Origin of the sequence: Hydrogenophaga sp. (genome assembly GCF_018780075.1) — a bacterium.
Classification (GTDB): domain Bacteria; phylum Pseudomonadota; class Gammaproteobacteria; order Burkholderiales; family Burkholderiaceae_C; genus Hydrogenophaga.
In genome coordinates, this window is the sequence record NZ_JADMKB010000056.1 from 1 (window position 1) to 18,284 (window position 18,284).

Consider the following 18,284-nt stretch of genomic DNA (forward strand, 5'->3'; position numbering starts at 1 on the left):
TGATGGTCTGCGGCGTGCTCGGCCCCAAGAGCAACGCGCACGGCCCGAACGAGTTCCTGCACCTGGACTACGCACGCCGCCTGACCGCGTCGGTGGCGCAGGTGATGGCGCGGATGCCGTGACACCGCCATGGCCCTGAAACGCTGGCTGTCGCCCGTCACCGCATGATTGATTCGACCCAGTCCCCATTCACCTTGCGCGACGGCCTCAATGTCGCGACCTACGACTGGCCCCTGCCCAGTCGGCAGCGCCCGCGCGCGGTGATCCTGATCGTGCACGGCCTGGGGGAACACGCCTGGCGCTACGACGAGCTGGCCCAGCGCCTGAACGGCTGGGGCTGTTCGGTCAGGGCCTACGACCAGCGCGGACACGGCGAGTCGGGCGGCGATCACGGTGTGTTGCCGGACGACGATGCGCTGCTCGACGACCTGGCGGAGGTGGTGGACGACACGCGCCGCCACATCGCACAGCCCTGGGCCTGTCCGTTGATCTTGCTGGGGCACAGCATGGGCGGGCTGGTGGCGGCCACCTTTGTGCAGCGCCAGATCGCGCCCGTGGACGGCCTGGTGCTGTCGTCACCGGCGCTCGACACGGGCATGACGCGGTTCCAGCGGGCGCTCACCCGCCTGCTCTACCGCTGGGCGCCGAACCTCACGCTGCCCAACGGGCTGGACCCCAACGCCATCTCGCACGACCCGGCCGTGGTGCAGGCCTACCAGAACGACCGCCTGGTGCACAACCGCATCTCCGCGCGGCTCGCGCACTTCATCGACAGCAACGGCCCGCGTGTGGTGGCCGCCGCGCCGAGCTGGACCGTGCCGACCCTGTTGATGTACGCGGGGGCTGATCTTCTGGTGCGCCCCGAGGGCAGCCGGGCCTTTGCCGCCGTGGCGCCGCCGCAGTGGGTGAGCAGCCGGCGCCTCGACGGTCAGTTCCACGAAATCTTCAACGAGGCCGATCCGTCCACCGCCTACGCCACGCTGAAGGCCTGGCTGAACACGTTGGACTGACACACCCCGCCGCGTTTCGCGCGTCCCCCTGTGCAGGGGCCGCGACGGGAACAAGTGATCAGGGGCCGCCTTCAAGCAAAAAAGCCGCTGTGCGAACACATCGCACAGCGGCTGTTTCCTTGACGGGGTTCAAAGTGCCGCGCCCGCGCGGGCCGCACGGCCCCGCCTGTTCAGCGCTTGCCGAGCATGCCGCCCAGCATGCCGATCAGGTCACCCGCGTCCAGGCCGTTGCCGCCCTGTTGTCCGCCGCCGAGCAGCGAACCCAGCGCGCCCATGCCGTTGTCGGCGGGCACCTGGCCTTGCGGCGTGAGCTGGTCGATCAGGCCGGGCAGCAGGTCGGCCATGGTGCCGGCGGCCTGTTGCTGGTTGCCGCCCAGCTGCTTGGCGATCATGCCCATCAGGTCGGGGCCCAAGGCACCGCCCAGGGCGTCCGCCGACACCGGCTGGTTCGCGCCCGTGCCCACCCACGAGGCTGCGGCGTCACCCAGGCCACCTTGTTGCAGCTTGCCCAGGATGCCCGAGAGGCCGCCGGCGTTGTTCATCAGCGCGCCGACGATGCCCATGAGCATCTGCGGGTCGATGCCGCCCGCGCCGCCCTGCGCCTGACCGCCTTGCTGGCCACCCAGGGCTGCGCCCAGTACCGAATCCAAAAGACCCATGTGATTTCTCCCGTGTGAGGTTGCGGTGCCCGGCGCCACGGCGGCGCCGGTTCAGGCCGGATTGTGGGCTTGGCGCCGGACCCACGCAAGCCACAGCAAAGCCGCGCCGGTGAGCGCCACAGGCACCAGCGAACCCACGTTGAGCAGGGCCCAGCCCTGGGTGGTGACCAGGGCACCGGAGGCGAACGAAGTGACCGCCATGGTGGCAAAAACAAAAAAGTTGATGGCGGCCTGTGCGCGGTCTTTTTCCTCAGGCCTGTAGGCTTGCAGCGACAGTGTGGTGCCGCCGGTGAAGAGGAAGTTCCAGCCCACGCCGAGCAGGAACAACGCCACCAGGAACTGCTGCAGCTCCACGCCGGTGAGCGCGATCGCGATGCACAGCGCGTTCAGCACCACGCCCACACCCATGATGGTGAGCACGCCGAAGCGCTTGATCAGGTGGCCGGTGAAGAAGCCCGGCGCGAACATGCCGATCACGTGCCACTCCAGCACCAGGGCCGCGTCGTCGAACGCGAAACCGCACACCTGCATGGCCAGCGGCGTGGCCGCCATCAGCAGGTTCATCACGCCATACCCCAGCGCGGCGCCGAGGGTCGCGACGATGAAGATGGGCTGGCGCACGATCACCGAGAGCGGCCGTCCCGGGTCGGCGTTCGCTTTTTTCGGTGGCAGCGGCGGGAACTTCAGGAAGGCCATGATGCCCATCGACACCAGCGCCACCACCGCGAGCGAGAGGTAGGCGCCGGCGAACGGCACCTCCAGCAGGTTGCGCGTGCGGCTGGCCAGGTTGGGCCCCAGCACCGCGCCCACCAGGCCGCCGGCCAGCACCAGCGACACCGCTTTTTCGCGGAAGTCGGGTGCCGCCAGTTCGGCCGCCGCGAAGCGGTAGAGCTGGCCGTTGGCGCTGTAGTAGCCCGCGATCACCGTGGCCGCCACCAGCAGCCAGAAGTTCTTGTCGTGCGCGGCCCAGAAGCACAGCAAGGCGGAGGCAAACGCCACCAGCAGCCCGATCTGGAACGAGCCCTGGCGACCGAACGCACTTTGCGAGCGCGCCACCAGCGGCGTGGACAGCGCGCCGCCCACCACATAGCCCATCACCGGCAACGTCGCCATCCAGCCCAGCGGCGCGAGCGACAGGCCCACCAGCCCGTTGATCGCGATGAAGACCACGTTGTTGGTCAGGAAGAGGCCTTGCGCGGCGGCCAGCAGCCAGAGGTTTTTATTCATAAGCTGGTGTTTATACATTGGGCGACCCGGGAGGCCATTGGCTATAGTCCTGAAGCCGCGTCAAAGCCCTTGCGCTGCGCCACGCCCCACGACCCCAGCCCGGAGCCGACATGAACGCACCCGCCAGCGACGAAGCCAACAAGACCCTCACCACGGTGATCTACGCGCTGTACGCGTCGTCCATCCTGGTGGGCGTGACGATCCTGGTGGCCATCGTCATGAACTACGTCAAGCGCGAGGACGTGGCGGGCACCTGGCTGGAGAGCCATTTCCGCTGGCAGATCCGCACCTTCTGGTTCGGGCTGCTGTGGAGCGTGCTCGGGGTGCTGAGTCTGGTGGTCTTGGTCGGCTTTGCGGTGCTGTTCGCGAACCTGGTCTGGTTCATCTACCGCATCGTCAAAGGCTGGATCCGCCTGAACGAGGGCCGGCCGATGTATTGAAGGGGAACACCCCCGCCGCGCTGCGCGCGACCCCCTCAAGGGGGCGGCACAGGCCGTCCGGCAAAGCCGGCCCGGCGGTGCCCTGGGCGGCATCGCTTCACGCTCCGGAGCGCTGCTTGGTCGCCATGAAATGCCGATGCGGGTTGCGCACTCAAGTGCGAACGAGGCGAAGCAACGCAGCTATCGCTTTGAAGGCGAATCCGCATGAACCGACACGGCCAGCGCCAGCGCGAGCAAGGCGGCGGTTTCGGCGCGCAGCACACGCGGTCCCAGCGTCACGGGCACGAAGCCCGCGGTCCTGGCCTGCGCATCCTCGGCGGGCGACAAGCCGCCTTCGGGGCCGCTGAGGAAACACACCGGCGCATCGGCGGACACCGCCGCCAGCACCTCGGTCAGCGGTTGTGAACCTTCGGCGAGCGACAGCACGCAGCGCAGCGGCGCGACATCGTTCGACAGACCGAGCCAGGCGGCGAGGTCGCGCACGGGCAGCACCTCGGGCACGCGGTTGCCGCCGCACTGCTCGCACGCGGCCACGGCCACCTGCTGCCAGTGACCCTGCTTCTTGGTGGCGCGTTCGCCCGTGAGGCGCAACACGCTGTGCGCGGTGTGCAGCGGCTGCACGCTGGCCACGCCGAGTTCGGCGGCCTTCTCCACCAGCCAGTCCATGCGGTCGTTGGCCGGCATGCCCAGCGCCAGGTGCACGCGGCGGCCGGCTTCGCGCTCCAGCGGCTGGTGGTGGTCCACCCGCACCGCCACATCGGAGCGACCCATGCGCAGGATGGTGGCGCTGTGTTCGCCGCCGGCGCCGTTGAACAGCGTGATCACCCCGCCGGGCTGCAGGCGCAGCACCTGGACGTGCCGGGCGGCCGCAGCGGGCAGCTCCAGCTCGGCGCCAATGGTCAGTGGGACGGGGCAGTGAAAGCGCGGCATCGGGTGGCGCTCAGACGCGGCCGAAGGCGTAGCCCGAAGCCGCCTCGAAGCCTTCGACCTTGTCGATCAGTTGCAGGAAAGGCCCGAGTTCGCGGTAGCGGTGCGTGGTGTGGCGGATGTAGTCGATGAAGCGCGGCGCGTCGGCCAGGTAGCGGGGCTTGCCGTCGCGCAGCGTGAGGCGCGCGAAGATGCCGGCCACCTTCAGGTGCCGCTGCAGGCCCATCCATTCCACCGCGCGGTAGAAGGCGCCGAAGTCGCTGTGCCAGTCCTCAAAGTCCATCAGCCCGGCCTTGCGCGCCTTTTCCCAGTAACGGATGGTGATGTCGATGACGAAATCCTCTTCCCAGGTGAGGAAGGCGTCGCGCATGAGGCTGGCCACGTCGTAGGTGATGGGGCCGTACACCGCGTCCTGGAAGTCGAGCACACCGAGCTGCTGCTCGGGCGTGCTGCCGGGCTGGGCCGGGATCATGAGGTTGCGTGGCATGAAGTCGCGGTGCACATAGACGCTGGGTGCGGCGAGGCAACGTTTGACGATGCTGTCGAAGGCCTTGCCCAGCGTGTCGGCGTCCTTGCCTTGCAGCGTGGTCTGGCGGTGCTGCGCGAGGTACCAGTCGGGGAAGAGCTGCAGCTCGCGGCGCAACAGCGGTTCGTCGTAGGCCGGCAGCACGCCGGGTTGGGAGGCCAGCTGCCAGGCCAGCAGCGTGTCCAGCGCCTGCAGGTAGCGCGCGTGGTTGGCCGCGGGGTTGTCCGGCTGGATCTGCTCCATCATGGTCTGCGTGCCCAGGTCGGGCAGCAGCATGAAGCCCTGGGGTTCGTCCCAGGCCAGGACCCGCGGCACCAGCAGGCCGGCGTCCCGCATCAGCCCGGCCACGTGCACGAAGGGTTGGCAGTTTTCCTTGTCCGGTGGCGCGTCCATGACGATGCGGCTGGCGCCGTCCACCGTGTCCACGCGCAGGTAACGGCGAAAGCTGGCGTCGGCCGAGGCCGGTCGCAGGGTGGCGGGCACCAGACCCTGGGCGCCCGCGATGCCCCCCAGCCAAGCGTTGAAATCGGCTTCGCGCTGCGGATCGGTCCAGGCGACGGCGGGTGAGGATGGGGTCATGGAGCGGGGTGGTTGGTGCGCGCGGACGCGAGGTGGCGTGCCGGGTGACAGGCATAGGATAATGACCGGAGATTCTACAAATCCACTGTCGGCGGGATTCCTCCGCGCGCAGTCTGTGGCTCCTCCGTTACCGTGCGGTCGGGCTGTGTGTCACCAGCATTGAGAGACGGCCGTTTTGCCATACACCGCCTTGAAACCTGCTTCTTCCCTACCGAACATCTCTTCGCGCGCCCTGCGTGATGCCCACCGCATTCGAGCCACCCGACGCGCCTCCTTCGAGCCCACGTCCCTGTCGCGTGCCGTTCAGGGCGCCATGGCGGTGCTCGCGCTGGGGGCGGGCGTTGTCCCGGTCTGGGCCCAGGCCGACGCTGCCGCCATGGCAGATGCGCCCGGGATCAAGCTCAAGCAGGGCACTTCGCTGCTGCAGCAGGTGCCGAACGAAGTGCGCAAGGACCTGCCGGTCTTTGGCTGGGGCGAGAACATCGAAGGCGAGATGGACGCCACCTCGGTGTTTGAAGGTGGCGCCGAGCTGCGCCGGCACGACACCGTGATCAAGGCCGACCGCATCGAGCACGACAAGCGCACGGGTGACACCAAGGCCACCGGCAACGTGCTGCTCAACCGCAACGGCGACCGCGTGACCGGCCCCGACCTGCAGATCAACGTTAACACCTACCAGGGCTATTTCAACCAGCCCGACTACTCGCTGCTGAAGAACGAAGCCAAGGGCGATGCCCGCCGCATTGACTTTCTGGGCGAAGACAAGATGCTGGTGCACGATGGTCGCTACTCGACCTGTCCGCGCCAGCCGGGCGCCGCCTGGATGCCCGACTGGCTCGTGCGCGCCTCCAGCATCGAACTCGACAAGGTCGAGGACGTCGGCATCGCCAAGTCGGGTGTGATCGAGTTCATGGGGGTGCCGATTCTCGCGGCGCCCATTCTCAGTTTCCCGCTCTCGGACCAACGCAAGACGGGCGCGCTGCCGCCCAGCATCAGCGTGAGCACGCAGAGTGGTGTTGAGCTGTCAACGCCCTATTACTTCAACATCGCGCCCAACTACGACGCCACGGTCACGCCGACGGTGATGACCAAACGGGGGCTGGACCTCTCGGGCGAGTTCCGTTACCTGCAGCCGCGCTACACGGGACGCCTGCGCGCTTCCTACATGCCGTCGGACCAGCTGCGCGACACGGACCGCTGGGCCTACTCCTTTCAGCATGGCCAGTCGCTGATTCCATCGCTGGGCGGCGGCAGCTCGCTGGGTCTGCGCGTGAACCTCAACAAGGTGAGTGACGACAACTACTGGCGCGACTTCCCGCGCACGATCACCTCGCTGACCTCGCGCCTGCTGTACAACGATGTGGCGCTGGGCTGGAGCAAGGGGCCATGGACGGTCAGTGGCGGCATGTACCGCTACCAGACACTTCAGGACGTGAACGCACCGATCAGGCCGCCGTTTGACCGCTTGCCTTCGATGGGGTTCAGCTACCAGCAGGTCAACCAGACACTGCTGGGCACGCCCGGCTGGGACATGTCGCTGAACACCAACGTCACGCGATTTCAGCGCTCGGTGCTGTCGTCTTCGACGCAGCAGAAAACGGGTGGCGACCGGTCGCTGGTGGTGGCCAATCTGGCCCGCCGTTTCCAGGCACCTGGCTGGTACGTGGAGCCCGCGGCGCGCCTGCACATGGCCCAGTACCGCAACGACAACACCACGGGCTCCAACGTGTCCGCCTCGCGCAACGTGCCCACGCTGAGCATCGACAGCGGGCTGGTGTTCGAACGCCCCGCCCACTTCTTCGGCACCGACTACATCCAGACCCTGGAGCCCCGTGCCTTCGCCACCTGGACGCCGTTCCGCGACCAGAGCAAGCTGCCCAACTACGATTCCGGTGCGCGCGACTTCAACCTGTCGAGCATGTTTGCCGAGAACGCGTTCAGTGGCAACGACCGCATCAGCGACACCCGCGCGGTGACCCTGGGTGTGAGTTCCCGTCTGCTGGACGTGGGCACCGGCGCCGAGGTCGTCCGTCTGGGTGTGGCCCAGCGGGCGCTGCTGGCGGACCAGAATGTGACCCTGCCCGGTGGCAAGCCCGTCACCGAGCGCCTGAGCGACACGCTGGTGGCGGCCCGCATCCAGTGGGATCCGCTGTGGTCGCTGGACACCAACGTCCAGTACAACACCAAGAGCCGCGAATCGAAGCGCAGCACCATCGGTGGTCGCTACACGCCGGGGCCGTTCAAAGTGCTCAGTGCCGCCTACCGCATCCAGCGTGGCACCAGCGAGCAGATCGATCTGGGCTGGCAGTGGCCTTTGTCGGGCCTGTGGGGCAAGTCGCCCGAGGCCATCCCCGGCCGAGCGCTGGGCCCCGGCCAGTGGTACAGCGTGGGCCGCATGAACTACAGCCTGCCTGATCGCAAGATGATCGATCTGATTGCGGGTTTCGAATACGACGCCGGGTGCTGGCTGGGCCGCGTGGTGCTGGAGCGTTTGCAGCTCAGCTCCACCACCAACGACCAGCGCATCCTGTTCCAGCTGGAGTTCAATGGTTTCTCCCGAGTGGGTGCCAGCTCGTTGCAGAGCATCCAGGCCAACGTGCCCAAGTACCAGTACCTGCGCGAAGAGGTCGTCCAGCCCAACCGTTTCGAGCAATATGACTGATCACCGAGTGAGCCGCCGCTGGGGCGGCCTGTCCATCGTCGTGGCCGTGGGCCTGCAACTGGGGGTGGGCACTCTGGCGGAAGCGCAGGCCTTGCGTCCGTCTGCCCAGCCGCAGCGCCCTGCCACGGCGGCCGCGCCGGCGACCGGCACCGTGGACTACATCGTGGTGCTGGTCAACTCCGAGCCCGTGACCAATTTCGATGTGCGGCAGCGCCTGCTGCGCGTGGAGCAACAGCTGGCCTCACAAGGTCAGGCGCTGCCGCCCCGCGAACAGCTGTTGCCGCAAGTCCTTGAGCAGCTGGTGGTTGAACGTGCGCAGCTGCAACAGGCCAGTGAATTGGGCATGCGCGTGGACGAGGCGACCTTGCTGCAGGCCGAACAGGCCATTGCGGCGCAAAACCAGCTGGATCTGGAGGCGTTTCGTCGGCGCGTGGTGTCGGAAGGGCTGGATCTCAACCGCCTGCGCAACGAGTTGCGCAACCAGGTGTTGTTGCAGCGTTTGCGTGAACGCGAGGTGGAAGCGCGTGTGCGCGTGAGCGAAGCCGACATCGACAGCTTCATCCGGGAGCGCCAGAGCACCAACCCGGAGGCCCAGGAAATCAATCTGGGCCACGTGCTGATCCAGGTGCCCGAGGGGGCTAGTGCCGCACGCGTCAGCGAGTTGCAGGTGCGTGCCCAGGGGGTCGCAGACCGCTTGCGTGCGGGTGCGGATTTGGCGGTGCAGGCCCGTGAGCATTCCGAATCGCCCGAGGCCGCCAGCGGCGGTCAGATGGGCTTGCGGCCGGTCGGCCGGTTGCCGGAACTCTTTGTGGAAGCGACGCGGTCGTTGCCCACCGGAGGGGTCGCAGGTCCCTTGCGCAGCGCTGCGGGATTTCACGTGCTGAAGGTGATCGAACGGCGTCAGTCGACTGCGCCCGATTTCACCGTCACACAAAGCCGCGCGCGGCACATCCTCCTGCGCCCCGGGCCTCAGCTCAGCCAGGCCGATGCCGTGGCCCGCCTGGCGCAGTACCGGCAACAGATCGCCAGTGGTCAGGCGACTTTTGAAACCTTGGCCCGCCAGCACAGCCAGGACGGCTCGGCACGCGAAGGTGGTGACCTGGGTTGGGTCAGCCCCGGTCAGTTCGTGCCCGAATTCGAGCAAGCCATGAATGCCTTGCGTCCCGGGGAGATGTCGCAGCCTGTGGTGTCCCGTTTCGGTGTGCACCTGATACGGCTGGACGAACGGCGTCAGACCGAGCTCAGCGAGCGTGAACAGCGTGACCTTGCGCGCGACCTGGTGCGTGAGCAGAAATCGGAAGAGGCGCTGAGGGCCTGGAGCGAGGACGTTCGCGGGCGCGCTTTCGTCGAGCAGCGCGAAGCACCCCAGCTGTGAGCATTTTTCTGCGGTTCGGCGCATGAAGCACGTTGCGCGCAAGCGGTTCGGTCAGCATTTCTTGACCGACGCCGCCGTGATCGACGGGATCGTTGAGGCCATTGCACCCTTGCCAGGCGATGCCATGGTCGAAATCGGCCCGGGCCTGGCTGCGCTGACGCAGCCGCTGGTCGAGCGCCTGGGGCGTTTGACGGTGATCGAACTGGACCGTGACCTGGCGCTGCGCCTGCGTGCGCATCCGCAGTTGAGCGTGATCGAGTCCGATGTGCTCAAGGTGGACTTCTCCGCCTTGGCCGCGAGCATGGGCGGCGCAAAGATCCGGGTGGTCGGCAACCTGCCGTACAACATTTCCACCCCCATTCTTTTTCACCTGCTGGACCATGTGCATGTGGTCCAGGACCAGCATTTCATGCTGCAGAAGGAGGTGATCGATCGCATGGTGGCAGCGCCCGCGACGGGCGATTACAGCCGCCTCTCGGTCATGCTGCAGTGGCGCTACGCGATGGCCAACGTGCTCTTCGTGCCGCCCGAGAGCTTTGACCCGCCGCCACGCGTGGACAGCGCCATCGTGCGCATGGTCCCTCTGGCCGAGCCGCCGGCCATAGACCTCAAGCTGTACGGCGAACTGGTGCAGACCGCCTTCAGCCAGCGTCGCAAGATTCTTCGCAACACGCTGGGCAAGTGGCTGGAAGCGCGCGAATTTGCAGGCACCTTCGACTTGCAGCGCCGTGCCGAAGAAGTGCCGGTGCACGAGTACGTGGCGCTCGCGCAAGCCGTTCAGTAACAAAAGCGCAGGCGTGAAAAAAGCCGCTGAGATACAGCGGCTTTTTTTCGCCCAAAACACCGCGGAACCGGCTTTGCATGGCCGCATCCCAGTCAGGGTGACACGAGACGCCGTCAGGCGCGGTCAATCAAGCAGCAGCCAGCCAGTACCCGGCGTTGAACGGGCTGCTCATGCGCAGTGCCATGGGGCTCACGTCGAGCAGCTTGTCGGTCGGCATCGGCTCTTCGTTTTCCACCTCGATCGGTTCTTCACCCTTGGGCGCGCGGGCCACAGAGAACGAATAGAAGCAGCGGAACGGGATCTTGCGATCGCTCCAGTAGTCGGCCGTGTCACGGAAGATGTCGAGCAACTGCTCGCGCGCTTCCTTGTCGAACTTGGCGTGCGCCGGGATGTGCTCCAGCACGACGATGAACCCGGTCTGCGGCCCCGACTTGTGGACCAGATCGGTCATGCAGTCGTAGAGCGCGTCAAAGTTTTTGCCGAAGTGCGAAGGCAGGGTGTACTGGGCCGCGATCAGTTCGAGCACGTCCTGCTTGCTCTGGGCTTTGGCCAGGTTGGCGTACAGGAAGTGGTGGCCCAGCTGGTCGGCTGCGGCCTGCAGTTCTTTCACGCCATAGGCGCGAATCGACTGGACGATGTTGGTGCGTACGTTACGAAGTGGCGTGTCCATCTCCGCGTCTCTTTCAAAGGTCAAAGTTAAAAATCCATTTGTTTCACCCGGGGTCACTGCACGATCAGCCGAAAGCTGCTGTAGTGGTCCTCGGTGTAAAAACACGCATCCGGTGCACGGGGCTTTTGCCCTCCACACACAATTCGCCTCGCTCCCCGATGGCTCAGCCCCGGGGACGGCACGGTGTACTCTCTGTAATAACCCCGCTTCTGGCTGGGTAACAGTCGCTCTCGGTTGCCGAAAACCGTTCCGTCTTTTTCATAACGGAAAGGACCACCTTGGCGGATCTGTTCCATCACTTCCTGGCCTTGCAACGGCAAACCCGACAGGGCCACAGAGGCCACCGAAGAACCAGGAAGCAGGGAGGAAGATGGGGCCCTGGCCTGCACCAGGACAGTGCCGAGCGTGATCAGCAGTGCCACCGTCAGCACCCGTCCACCCACCAGACTGGCGCGCCATTTCTTGGCCAGGATCGGTTGCAGACCCATCACATTCCCTGTTTCTCTGATGCCGTCACCCACCATCAAAGTCCGGCAAAGTCACTACAGACAGCCGTTTCGGGGTGGGTTAACCCTGAAATTCAAGCTGCGTAGTGTGCCTGATGCCTTACAGAAAAGCAAGCCGATGCTGAATATTTAGGCAGGGAAGGTGGGGGATTTTGTGTGAAAAAGTTAGTGCTTGCTTTTTCTCAGGGGCTTATCGGGCCACGTTGGCTTCGGCCACGGTCAGCGCCGTCATGTTGACGATGCGGCGCACGGTGGCGCTGGCCGTGAGAATGTGCACGGGCTTGGCCACACCCAGCAGCATCGGGCCGATGGCGATGCCCCCGCCGGAGGCCGTCTTGAGCAGGTTGTAGGCGATGTTGGCCGCGTCGATGTTGGGGCAGACCAGCAGGTTGGCGTCGCCCTTGAGGGCTGAGCGCGGCATGATCGTCTGTCGTGCCTCGGCGTCCAGCGCCACATCGCCGTGCATCTCGCCGTCCACCTCCAGCCATGGTGCATTCGTTTGCAGGATGGCCAGCGTCTCGCGCATCTTGATCGCGCTGGGCTGGTTGCTGGAGCCGAAGTTGGAGTGCGAGAGCAGCGCCACCTTGGGCGTGATGCCGAACCGTAACATCTTGCGCGCGGCCATCTTGGTGATCTCCGCCAGTTGCTGGGCGGTGGGGTCGTAGTTGATGTGGGTGTCGACCAGGAACACCTGGCGGCCTGGCAGCATGAGCGCGTTCATGGCCGCGTAGCAGTTCGCGCCCTCGCGCTTGCCGATCACCTGGTCGATGTAGTCCAGGTGCAGCGCGGTGTTGCCCCAGGTGCCGCAGATCACGCCGTCCACGTCGCCCCGGCGCAGCAGCATGGAGCTGATCAGCGTGAGGCGGCGGCGCATCTCGATCTTGGCCAACTGCTCGGTCACGCCGCGGCGTTCCATGAGCTGGTGGTAGGTCTGCCAGAGATCGCGGTAGCGGTGGTCCTGCTCGACGTTGACCACGTCGTAGTCCAGCTCTTCCTTCAGGCGCAGGCCGAACTTCTCGATGCGCTCGGCGATGATGGCCGGACGGCCGATCAGCGTCGGGCGGGCCAGGCCTTCGTCGACCACGATCTGGCAAGCGCGCAGCACGCGCTCTTCTTCGCCCTCGGCGTAGGCCACGCGCTTCTTCAGCGCCGTCTTGGCCGCCGCGTAGATCGGCTTCATGATCGTGCCCGAGGCGAACACGAAGCTCTGCAGGCGCTGCTTGTAGGCCTCCATGTCGGTGATCGGGCGCAGGGCCACGCCGCTGTCGGCGGCGGCCTGGGCCACGGCCGGCGCAATCTTCATCATCAGGCGCGGGTCGAACGGCTTGGGGATCAGGTACTCGGGGCCGAAGGCCAGTTTCTCGCCCGCGTAGGCGGCGGCCACCACCTCGCTCTGCTCGGCCTGCGCCAGCTCGGCGATGGCGTGCACCGCGGCGATCTCCATCTCGTCGGTGATGGTCGAAGCGCCGGCGTCCAGCGCGCCGCGGAAGATGTACGGGAAGCACAGGACGTTGTTGACCTGGTTCGGGTAGTCGGTGCGGCCGGTGGCCATGATGGCGTCGTCGCGCACGGCCTTCACGTCTTCGGGGGTGATCTCAGGATTCGGGTTGGCCAGCGCAAAGATCAGCGGGTTCGCCGCCATCTTGGCGACCATGTCTTTCTTCAGCACGCCGCCGGCCGAGAGGCCGAGGAACACGTCAGCACCGGCAATGGCCTCGGAGAGCGTGCGCTGGTCGGTCTTCTGGGCGAAGACGATCTTGTCTTCGTCCATCAGCTCGGTGCGGCCCTCATAGACCACACCGGCCAGGTCGGTCACCCAGATGTTTTCGCGCGGGATGCCGAGCTTGACCAGCAGGCCCAGGCAGGCCAGGGCGGCGGCGCCGGCGCCCGAGGTCACGAGCTTGATCTGCTTCGGGTCTTTGCCCACCACCTTCAGGCCGTTCATCAGGGCCGCACCCACGACGATGGCGGTGCCGTGCTGGTCGTCGTGGAAGACCGGGATCTTCATGCGCTCGCGCAGCTTTCGCTCGACGTAGAAGCAGTCGGGCGCCTTGATGTCTTCGAGGTTGATGCCGCCGAAGGTGGGCTCCAGCGACGCGATGATGTCGACCAGCTTGTCCGGGTCCTTCTCGTTGATCTCGATGTCGAAGACGTCGATGCCCGAGAACTTCTTGAACAGCACGCCCTTGCCTTCCATCACCGGCTTGGCCGCGAGCGGGCCGATGTCGCCCAGGCCGAGCACAGCGGTGCCGTTGGTGATGACGGCCACGAGGTTGCCGCGGCTGGTGTACTTGAAGGCGTTGTTGGGGTCGGCGACGATTTCTTCGCAGGGGGCCGCCACGCCGGGCGAGTAGGCCAGCGCCAGGTCGCGCTGGTTGGTCAGCTGCTTGGTGGCGGCGATCGCCACCTTGCCGGGGGTCGGAAACTCGTGGTATTCGAGGGCGGCGCGGCGCAGTTCGGCGCGTTTGGTGTCCTGGACGTTGTCGTTGCTCATGCGTTTGTCTCCGGTCGGGTCATTCTGTAATGTGAAAGACGGTTGCGCATTCTAAATCCGTGTCCTGAAAAACCCCGAAGGGTTTTGCTGAAGCTGGGTCTGTCTGCTTTTGACATTCTCGACAGGAATCCCGATCTGGCAACCTCGGTTTTCCACAGCAAAAGGCCGCCTCGTGGGCGGCCTTCGGGGGCATGGACGATGAAAACCGTCAGGCTGGCGCGTGCGCCGGGTGCTCGACGGGTGGCTGCCGGCTGAGGTGGGCCGTCGGCTGGGACGGGCGGCACTGCATCCACACCGCGCGGGCGCTGGACTCGCACTGGCCGCACTGGGTGGCTACGCCCATGTCGATCTGGATGTCGTCAAAGCTCATGCCGCAGCGCGCGGCCTGGGCGATGGTTTTGTCGTTCACTCGGCGGCAGACACAGACGATCATGGTGCGGGTGGTCGGGAGATTGAGTGCACGAATGATAATTGATCTCATTCGTCTCAACGCAAACCCGCACGGCCCACACGGTCTTGGGCCGACGAAAGGTCAGCTCGGCTCGCCCATCTGGCTTTGCAGGTAATTGGGCAGGCCGACCTTCTCGATCAGTTCCAGCTGGGTCTCCAGGAAGTCGATGTGCTCTTCCGTGTCGTCCAGGATCTTCATCAGCAGGTCGCGTGAGACGAAGTCGCGCGCCGATTCGCAGTACGCCACGCCGTCCTTGATCGTGGCCTGCGCGCCGCGCTCCAGCGTGAGGTCGCTGGTGAGCATCTCCGGCACGTTTTCCCCGATGTTGAGCTTGCCCAGGTCCTGCAGGTTGGGCAGGCCGTCGAGCATGAAGATGCGGTCCATCAGCCAGTCGGCGTGCTTCATCTCGCCGATGGACTCCGAATATTCCTTCTTGGCCAGCTTGTCCAGGCCCCAATGCTTGAGCATGCGGTAGTGCACAAAGTACTGGTTGATGGCGGTCAGCTCGTTCTTGAGCTGGGCCTGCAGGTGGCCGATGGCCGTTTGATCGCCTTTCATGGAGCGTCCTTTTCTGTGTGTGGAGGGGAAGACAGCGCTCGATTGTCCTCATTCTCCGGCCCTTTGGCATGGTGCACTTCAATGACTTTTCAAATGCGAATCATTCGCATACAATGGCCTGAACCCACCCTGCACCTCACGGAGAAACCTATGCACGACACCGCCTGTGAAGCCTGCGCAATGGACGATGAAGCGCACACCTTGCCCAGCGTGGAGGCCCTGACGGCGGGCACGCTGGCGCTGATGACGGGGTACGCCCAGTCCGCCACCGAGTGCCCGCACCGCGGCCTCATGGCCCGCAAGCTGCTGTCCAACCTGTTCTTCCTGTCCGAGCACCCCCACGTCTCGCCGCCGATGCGGACCCTGCTGCTCAACCTGCGCGCGCGCTGGCAGCCGGCCGCCGAGGCCGCGCCCGCGGCGGGGTCGGAACGCCAACCTTCGCCGTTGTGGCACGCCGCACCGGACCACGTGCAATGAGCGCCGCGCCGGACCGCTCCCAAGCACGCTCGCAGGGCGAAGGTCCTGCCGTGAGCACCGCCCGCGCCTTGCGGGCCACCGAGATCAAGGCCTTCGTGCCGGCCAAGGACTTTGAGCTGTCCAAGCGCTTCTTCACCGACCTGGGGTTCACCCAGCGCTCCGAAGGTGGCGGTGTCGCCTGTTTCAGTGTCGATGGCTGCGCCTTCCTGCTGCAGGATTTCCACGAGCCGGCGCTGGCCGACAACCTGGTCATGCACGTGCTGGTGCCGGACGTCGCCGCCTGGCGCGCCCACGTGGAGGCGCAGGACCTGGTCGGGCGCTATGGCGTGCGCCTCACGCCGGTGGTGGAGCAGCCCTGGGGCATCACCGAGTTCGTGCTCATCGACCCGTCCGGCGTGTGCTGGCACATCGGCCAGAACACGCCGGGGTTCCCGCCGGTGGGCCGCCTGCCGGACCCGCTCCCATGACACCGAACCCCGCCCATGAGCCCCATGGGGTCACCCTCTCCGTGCGCGAGCGCCTGGTGCAGATCCGAGCCGAAAAGGCCCTCGGTCGCGCGCCCGCGTGGCTCGGGGCCGGCAAGCGCTGGATGGCGTTCGCGGCGGAGGGCTGCGCCTGCGGATGCGGGGATGCCCCGGACCGCCGCGCAGCCCGCCGCTGACGCCGTGCCGGGCCATCCCGAGTCAGCCCGCAGCGAGAAGGTGTGTCCATGAGCCTGGTGCTGCGCACACCCGACCTGCCGCGCGCCGTGGCCGACTACACCGGCGTGCTGGGCTTCGCGTGCCGGCAGCACATCCCGGGCGTGCTGGCGGTCGTGGTGCACGGGCCCTTGCTGCTCCAGCTCTGGGCTTGCGGTGCCCGGCCCGGCCGCTGGGAACACGCCGATCCCCGCGACAAGGGCTTTGCGCCGGGGCACCACAGCGTGGCGGTCACCCGCATCCATGCGCTGCACGCCAGCCTGCGCAGCGCCAGCTTGCGCGGCGTGCGCACCGACATCGCCGGCTCGCAGCCGCTGCACGCCGGCCGGCTGGACGCCGAAGGCCCGCGGCTCCAGCCCTGGGGCGCCTGGGAATTTGCGTTCCACGACATCGATGGCCATGTGCTGCACTGCGTCGACTGGGGCCTGCCCCAACACCACCCGGCTGGCCAGATGCTGCTGGACGGCGACCCGCTGGAGGACGGCGCGTGAAGCGCGCCCCGGCGGGGTGCCGCCGTTGATCCTTCTTTGCCACCACCCCAGGGAGTCCACACCATGAACATGTCCCCGTCCCCCGAACATCCGCTGTCGCTCGCGGGCCTGGTGGTCCGACACGACAGCACCGCGGTGCGCGAACTCCTGCGCGAGCACGGTGCGCTGCTGCGCCAGCTGGGCGGCCTGCAGCGGCGCGTGGGCGAGGCGCAGCGGACCGAGCGCGAGCGCACCCGCGAGCTGGAGGCGCAGAACCTGCGCCTGCGCGCCGAGCTGGTGGTGCTGCGCACCGGGGTGTTCTGGGGCCTGGGCGCGGGCGCCATGGTGCGACGCGCGCGGCCACCGGCGCGCGACAGCCACGCGTTCGACCCGACCCTGCGCGCGGCGCAGGCCGTGATCTGCCAGACCGGCTGCGTGGGCCACGCGCACCCCTGGCTGGAGGCCGATGGCCAGTGCCGCCGCAGCGGCCAGGCCTGCGAGCGCCCGGTGGATGAAGCACACGCGCTGGGCGCGAGCGATCCGGCGCCTCGCTGAACACCCTGGCGACGCTCGCGGGCTCAGCCGCTCAGGCGGTCCAGCGTTGCCAATGGTTGTCGAACTGCAGGCGCGGCGGCGCCTGGGGCGAGGCGGGGGCCACGCGCGTGGGCGGGCTGCCCTCGCCCACCACGAGCACGCCCTCGTCGCCGCTGGCCCACCAGGGGGTGGCCGTGGCGGACGCGGCCAGGGCATAGGCCGTCTTGTGCGAAAGGCTGCCAGACCAGTCTGCGTCGGCGCCGAACAGGGCGAGCGCATCGGCGCGCGGGCAGCTCACCACAAACCCGCCGCCGGGGCGGGCGCAGATGTCGCCGCCGTAGCCGGCCAGCGCGGGCTGCCGCGTCGCGGCGCGCAGGCCCTGCCCGTCCCACACCGCCAGCACCGGCGCGGCGGCCTGGGTGGCCTTGTCCGGGTGTTCGGCCTGCAGCGCGATGCCCACGGTGCGTGTCACCGGGTCCCAGGCGAGGTGCCGGATGCTGAGCCAGGGGTCGTCGAGCCGCCATTGGCCGAGCAGCGCGCCGGTCTGCGGGTTCAGGGCCACCAGCGACGCGTCCATGCGGCCCAGCGCGCGCTTGGCGCGGCCGGTCTCGGGCAGGGTGGGGATGCCGCCGTTGGCCACCACCAGCGTGCCGGCCGGGTAGTCGCCCACGGCCTGGGGCAACGCCAGCAGCGTGTGCGGGTCCATGCCGTGGGTGGACCACTCGGCGGTCTTTTCCAGGCTCTTCGGATCGCGCAGGCCCAGGCAGCCCAACGCGGTGTCGAGGTCGGTTTCGGTGGTCCAGAGCTGGCGACCATCGGCGCTGGCGAGCACGTGGCCGTTGAAGCGGCGGTCGTCCGCTGCCCAGTGCCACTGGGTCTTGCCGCTTGTCGGGTGCCAGCGCAGCATCCAGTCGCCAGGACGGCGCGCCACCGCCAGCACACTGGCGCCCCGCTCCACCAGCAGGCCGTGGGCGCGCGTGGGCACCGGCAGCGACCGCTGCACCGACCACTGCCGCGCCGCCACCTCCACCAGTCCGACCCGGTGCTCGTCCGGCGTCTGCCAGGCCGCCAGCAAGGTGGTCGATCCGGAAGGTCTTGGAGGCGCCGCCCATGCGCCAGGCAGCAGGCCGCTGCCCGCAGCAAGCAGCATCCACTGACGACGAGAAAGGACGGCAAGAGACGAGGGCGATTCCGGAAGGGCCACGGACGGGTGAGAAATGCCCTCAGGCGGAAGCGC

At 67.1% G+C, this 18,284-nt stretch carries 18 protein-coding genes and 1 pseudogene; 9 read left to right on the forward strand and 10 right to left on the reverse strand.

The window, feature by feature from the left end; genetic code table 11:
• The first annotated feature begins 164 nt into the window (after window positions 1–164).
• Window positions 165–1,010 (forward strand): alpha/beta hydrolase, encoded by an 846-nt coding sequence (locus IV088_RS11930; protein ID WP_291102089.1) that lies wholly within the window; start codon window positions 165–167, stop codon window positions 1,008–1,010.
• A gap of 170 nt (window positions 1,011–1,180) precedes the next feature.
• Here IV088_RS11930 and IV088_RS11935 read toward each other — a convergent pair whose 3' ends face one another.
• Both IV088_RS11935 and IV088_RS11940 read right to left on the reverse strand, forming a co-directional pair.
• Complete coding sequence (locus IV088_RS11935) at window positions 1,181–1,669, reverse strand: YidB family protein (RefSeq protein WP_291102091.1); 489 nt, start codon at window positions 1,667–1,669, stop codon at window positions 1,181–1,183.
• Window positions 1,670–1,720: 51 nt separating this feature from the next.
• Window positions 1,721–2,896 (reverse strand): MFS transporter, encoded by a 1,176-nt coding sequence (locus tag IV088_RS11940; RefSeq protein ID WP_291102093.1) that lies wholly within the window; start codon window positions 2,894–2,896, stop codon window positions 1,721–1,723.
• 110 nt (window positions 2,897–3,006) lie between these two features.
• Here IV088_RS11940 and IV088_RS11945 point away from each other — a divergent pair, with 110 nt between their 5' ends.
• Window positions 3,007–3,336 (forward strand): hypothetical protein, encoded by a 330-nt coding sequence (locus tag IV088_RS11945; RefSeq protein ID WP_291102095.1) that lies wholly within the window; start codon window positions 3,007–3,009, stop codon window positions 3,334–3,336.
• Window positions 3,337–3,516: 180 nt separating this feature from the next.
• Here IV088_RS11945 and IV088_RS11950 read toward each other — a convergent pair whose 3' ends face one another.
• Together IV088_RS11950 and IV088_RS11955 are read right to left on the reverse strand one after the other, a co-directional pair.
• Window positions 3,517–4,266 carry a 16S rRNA (uracil(1498)-N(3))-methyltransferase gene (locus IV088_RS11950; RefSeq protein WP_291102097.1) on the reverse strand — a complete coding sequence of 250 codons (750 nt, stop codon included), beginning with the start codon at window positions 4,264–4,266 and terminating at the stop codon, window positions 3,517–3,519.
• A 10-nt stretch (window positions 4,267–4,276) separates the two neighbouring features.
• The gene (locus IV088_RS11955) at window positions 4,277–5,368 is read right to left on the reverse strand and encodes a phosphotransferase (RefSeq protein WP_291102099.1); all 1,092 of its coding nucleotides are present in this window, start codon (window positions 5,366–5,368) and stop codon (window positions 4,277–4,279) included.
• A 190-nt stretch (window positions 5,369–5,558) separates the two neighbouring features.
• Between IV088_RS11955 and IV088_RS11960 the strand changes: the two genes are divergently transcribed.
• Genes IV088_RS11960 through rsmA form a run of 3 tightly spaced genes read left to right on the forward strand, consistent with a single transcriptional unit; the run spans window position 5,559 to window position 10,189 of the window.
• Entirely contained in the window at window positions 5,559–8,030 is a 2,472-nt protein-coding gene (locus tag IV088_RS11960) for an LPS assembly protein LptD (protein WP_291102101.1), read from the forward strand.
• Window positions 8,023–9,405, forward strand: a complete 1,383-nt coding sequence (locus IV088_RS11965; protein ID WP_291102103.1) for a peptidylprolyl isomerase — start codon at window positions 8,023–8,025, stop codon at window positions 9,403–9,405. The genes IV088_RS11960 and IV088_RS11965 overlap by 8 nt, the downstream gene beginning before the upstream one ends.
• 22 nt (window positions 9,406–9,427) lie before the next feature.
• On the forward strand, window positions 9,428–10,189 hold the full coding sequence (rsmA, locus tag IV088_RS11970; RefSeq protein WP_291102105.1) for a 16S rRNA (adenine(1518)-N(6)/adenine(1519)-N(6))-dimethyltransferase RsmA: 762 nt from the start codon (window positions 9,428–9,430) through the stop codon (window positions 10,187–10,189).
• Window positions 10,190–10,463: 274 nt separating this feature from the next.
• Here the strand turns inward: rsmA and IV088_RS11975 are convergent.
• From IV088_RS11975 to bfr, 5 genes and pseudogenes are all read right to left on the reverse strand, one after another.
• Window positions 10,464–10,859 (reverse strand): annotated as a pseudogene (locus tag IV088_RS11975) (barstar family protein); the annotation flags it as partial.
• 53 nt (window positions 10,860–10,912) lie between these two features.
• On the reverse strand, window positions 10,913–11,380 hold the full coding sequence (locus IV088_RS11980) for a ribonuclease (protein WP_291102111.1): 468 nt from the start codon (window positions 11,378–11,380) through the stop codon (window positions 10,913–10,915).
• A 175-nt stretch (window positions 11,381–11,555) separates the two neighbouring features.
• The gene (locus IV088_RS11985; protein WP_291102113.1) at window positions 11,556–13,859 is read right to left on the reverse strand and encodes an NADP-dependent malic enzyme; all 2,304 of its coding nucleotides are present in this window, start codon (window positions 13,857–13,859) and stop codon (window positions 11,556–11,558) included.
• Between the two features lie 208 nt (window positions 13,860–14,067).
• The gene (locus tag IV088_RS11990; protein ID WP_291102116.1) at window positions 14,068–14,292 is read right to left on the reverse strand and encodes a (2Fe-2S)-binding protein; all 225 of its coding nucleotides are present in this window, start codon (window positions 14,290–14,292) and stop codon (window positions 14,068–14,070) included.
• 99 nt (window positions 14,293–14,391) lie between these two features.
• Window positions 14,392–14,868, reverse strand: a complete 477-nt coding sequence (bfr, locus tag IV088_RS11995) for a bacterioferritin (protein ID WP_291102117.1) — start codon at window positions 14,866–14,868, stop codon at window positions 14,392–14,394.
• Between the two features lie 150 nt (window positions 14,869–15,018).
• On the opposite strand from bfr, the gene IV088_RS12000 reads away from it, so the two are divergent.
• The 4 genes from IV088_RS12000 (at window position 15,019) to IV088_RS12015 (ending at window position 17,068) form a co-directional block, all read left to right on the forward strand.
• Window positions 15,019–15,345: a hypothetical protein gene (locus IV088_RS12000; RefSeq protein WP_291102119.1), complete on the forward strand. Its 327-nt coding sequence runs from the start codon at window positions 15,019–15,021 to the stop codon at window positions 15,343–15,345.
• Window positions 15,346–15,395: 50 nt separating this feature from the next.
• On the forward strand, window positions 15,396–15,812 hold the full coding sequence (locus IV088_RS12005) for a glyoxalase (RefSeq protein WP_291102121.1): 417 nt from the start codon (window positions 15,396–15,398) through the stop codon (window positions 15,810–15,812).
• Between the two features lie 242 nt (window positions 15,813–16,054).
• Window positions 16,055–16,534 carry a hypothetical protein gene (locus IV088_RS12010; protein ID WP_291102122.1) on the forward strand — a complete coding sequence of 160 codons (480 nt, stop codon included), beginning with the start codon at window positions 16,055–16,057 and terminating at the stop codon, window positions 16,532–16,534.
• Between the two features lie 63 nt (window positions 16,535–16,597).
• Complete coding sequence (locus tag IV088_RS12015; protein WP_291102123.1) at window positions 16,598–17,068, forward strand: hypothetical protein; 471 nt, start codon at window positions 16,598–16,600, stop codon at window positions 17,066–17,068.
• A gap of 31 nt (window positions 17,069–17,099) precedes the next feature.
• On the opposite strand, the gene IV088_RS12020 is transcribed toward IV088_RS12015, so the two are convergent.
• Window positions 17,100–18,197: a DUF1513 domain-containing protein gene (locus tag IV088_RS12020; RefSeq protein WP_291102124.1), complete on the reverse strand. Its 1,098-nt coding sequence runs from the start codon at window positions 18,195–18,197 to the stop codon at window positions 17,100–17,102.
• Between the last annotated feature and the right edge of the window lie 87 nt (window positions 18,198–18,284).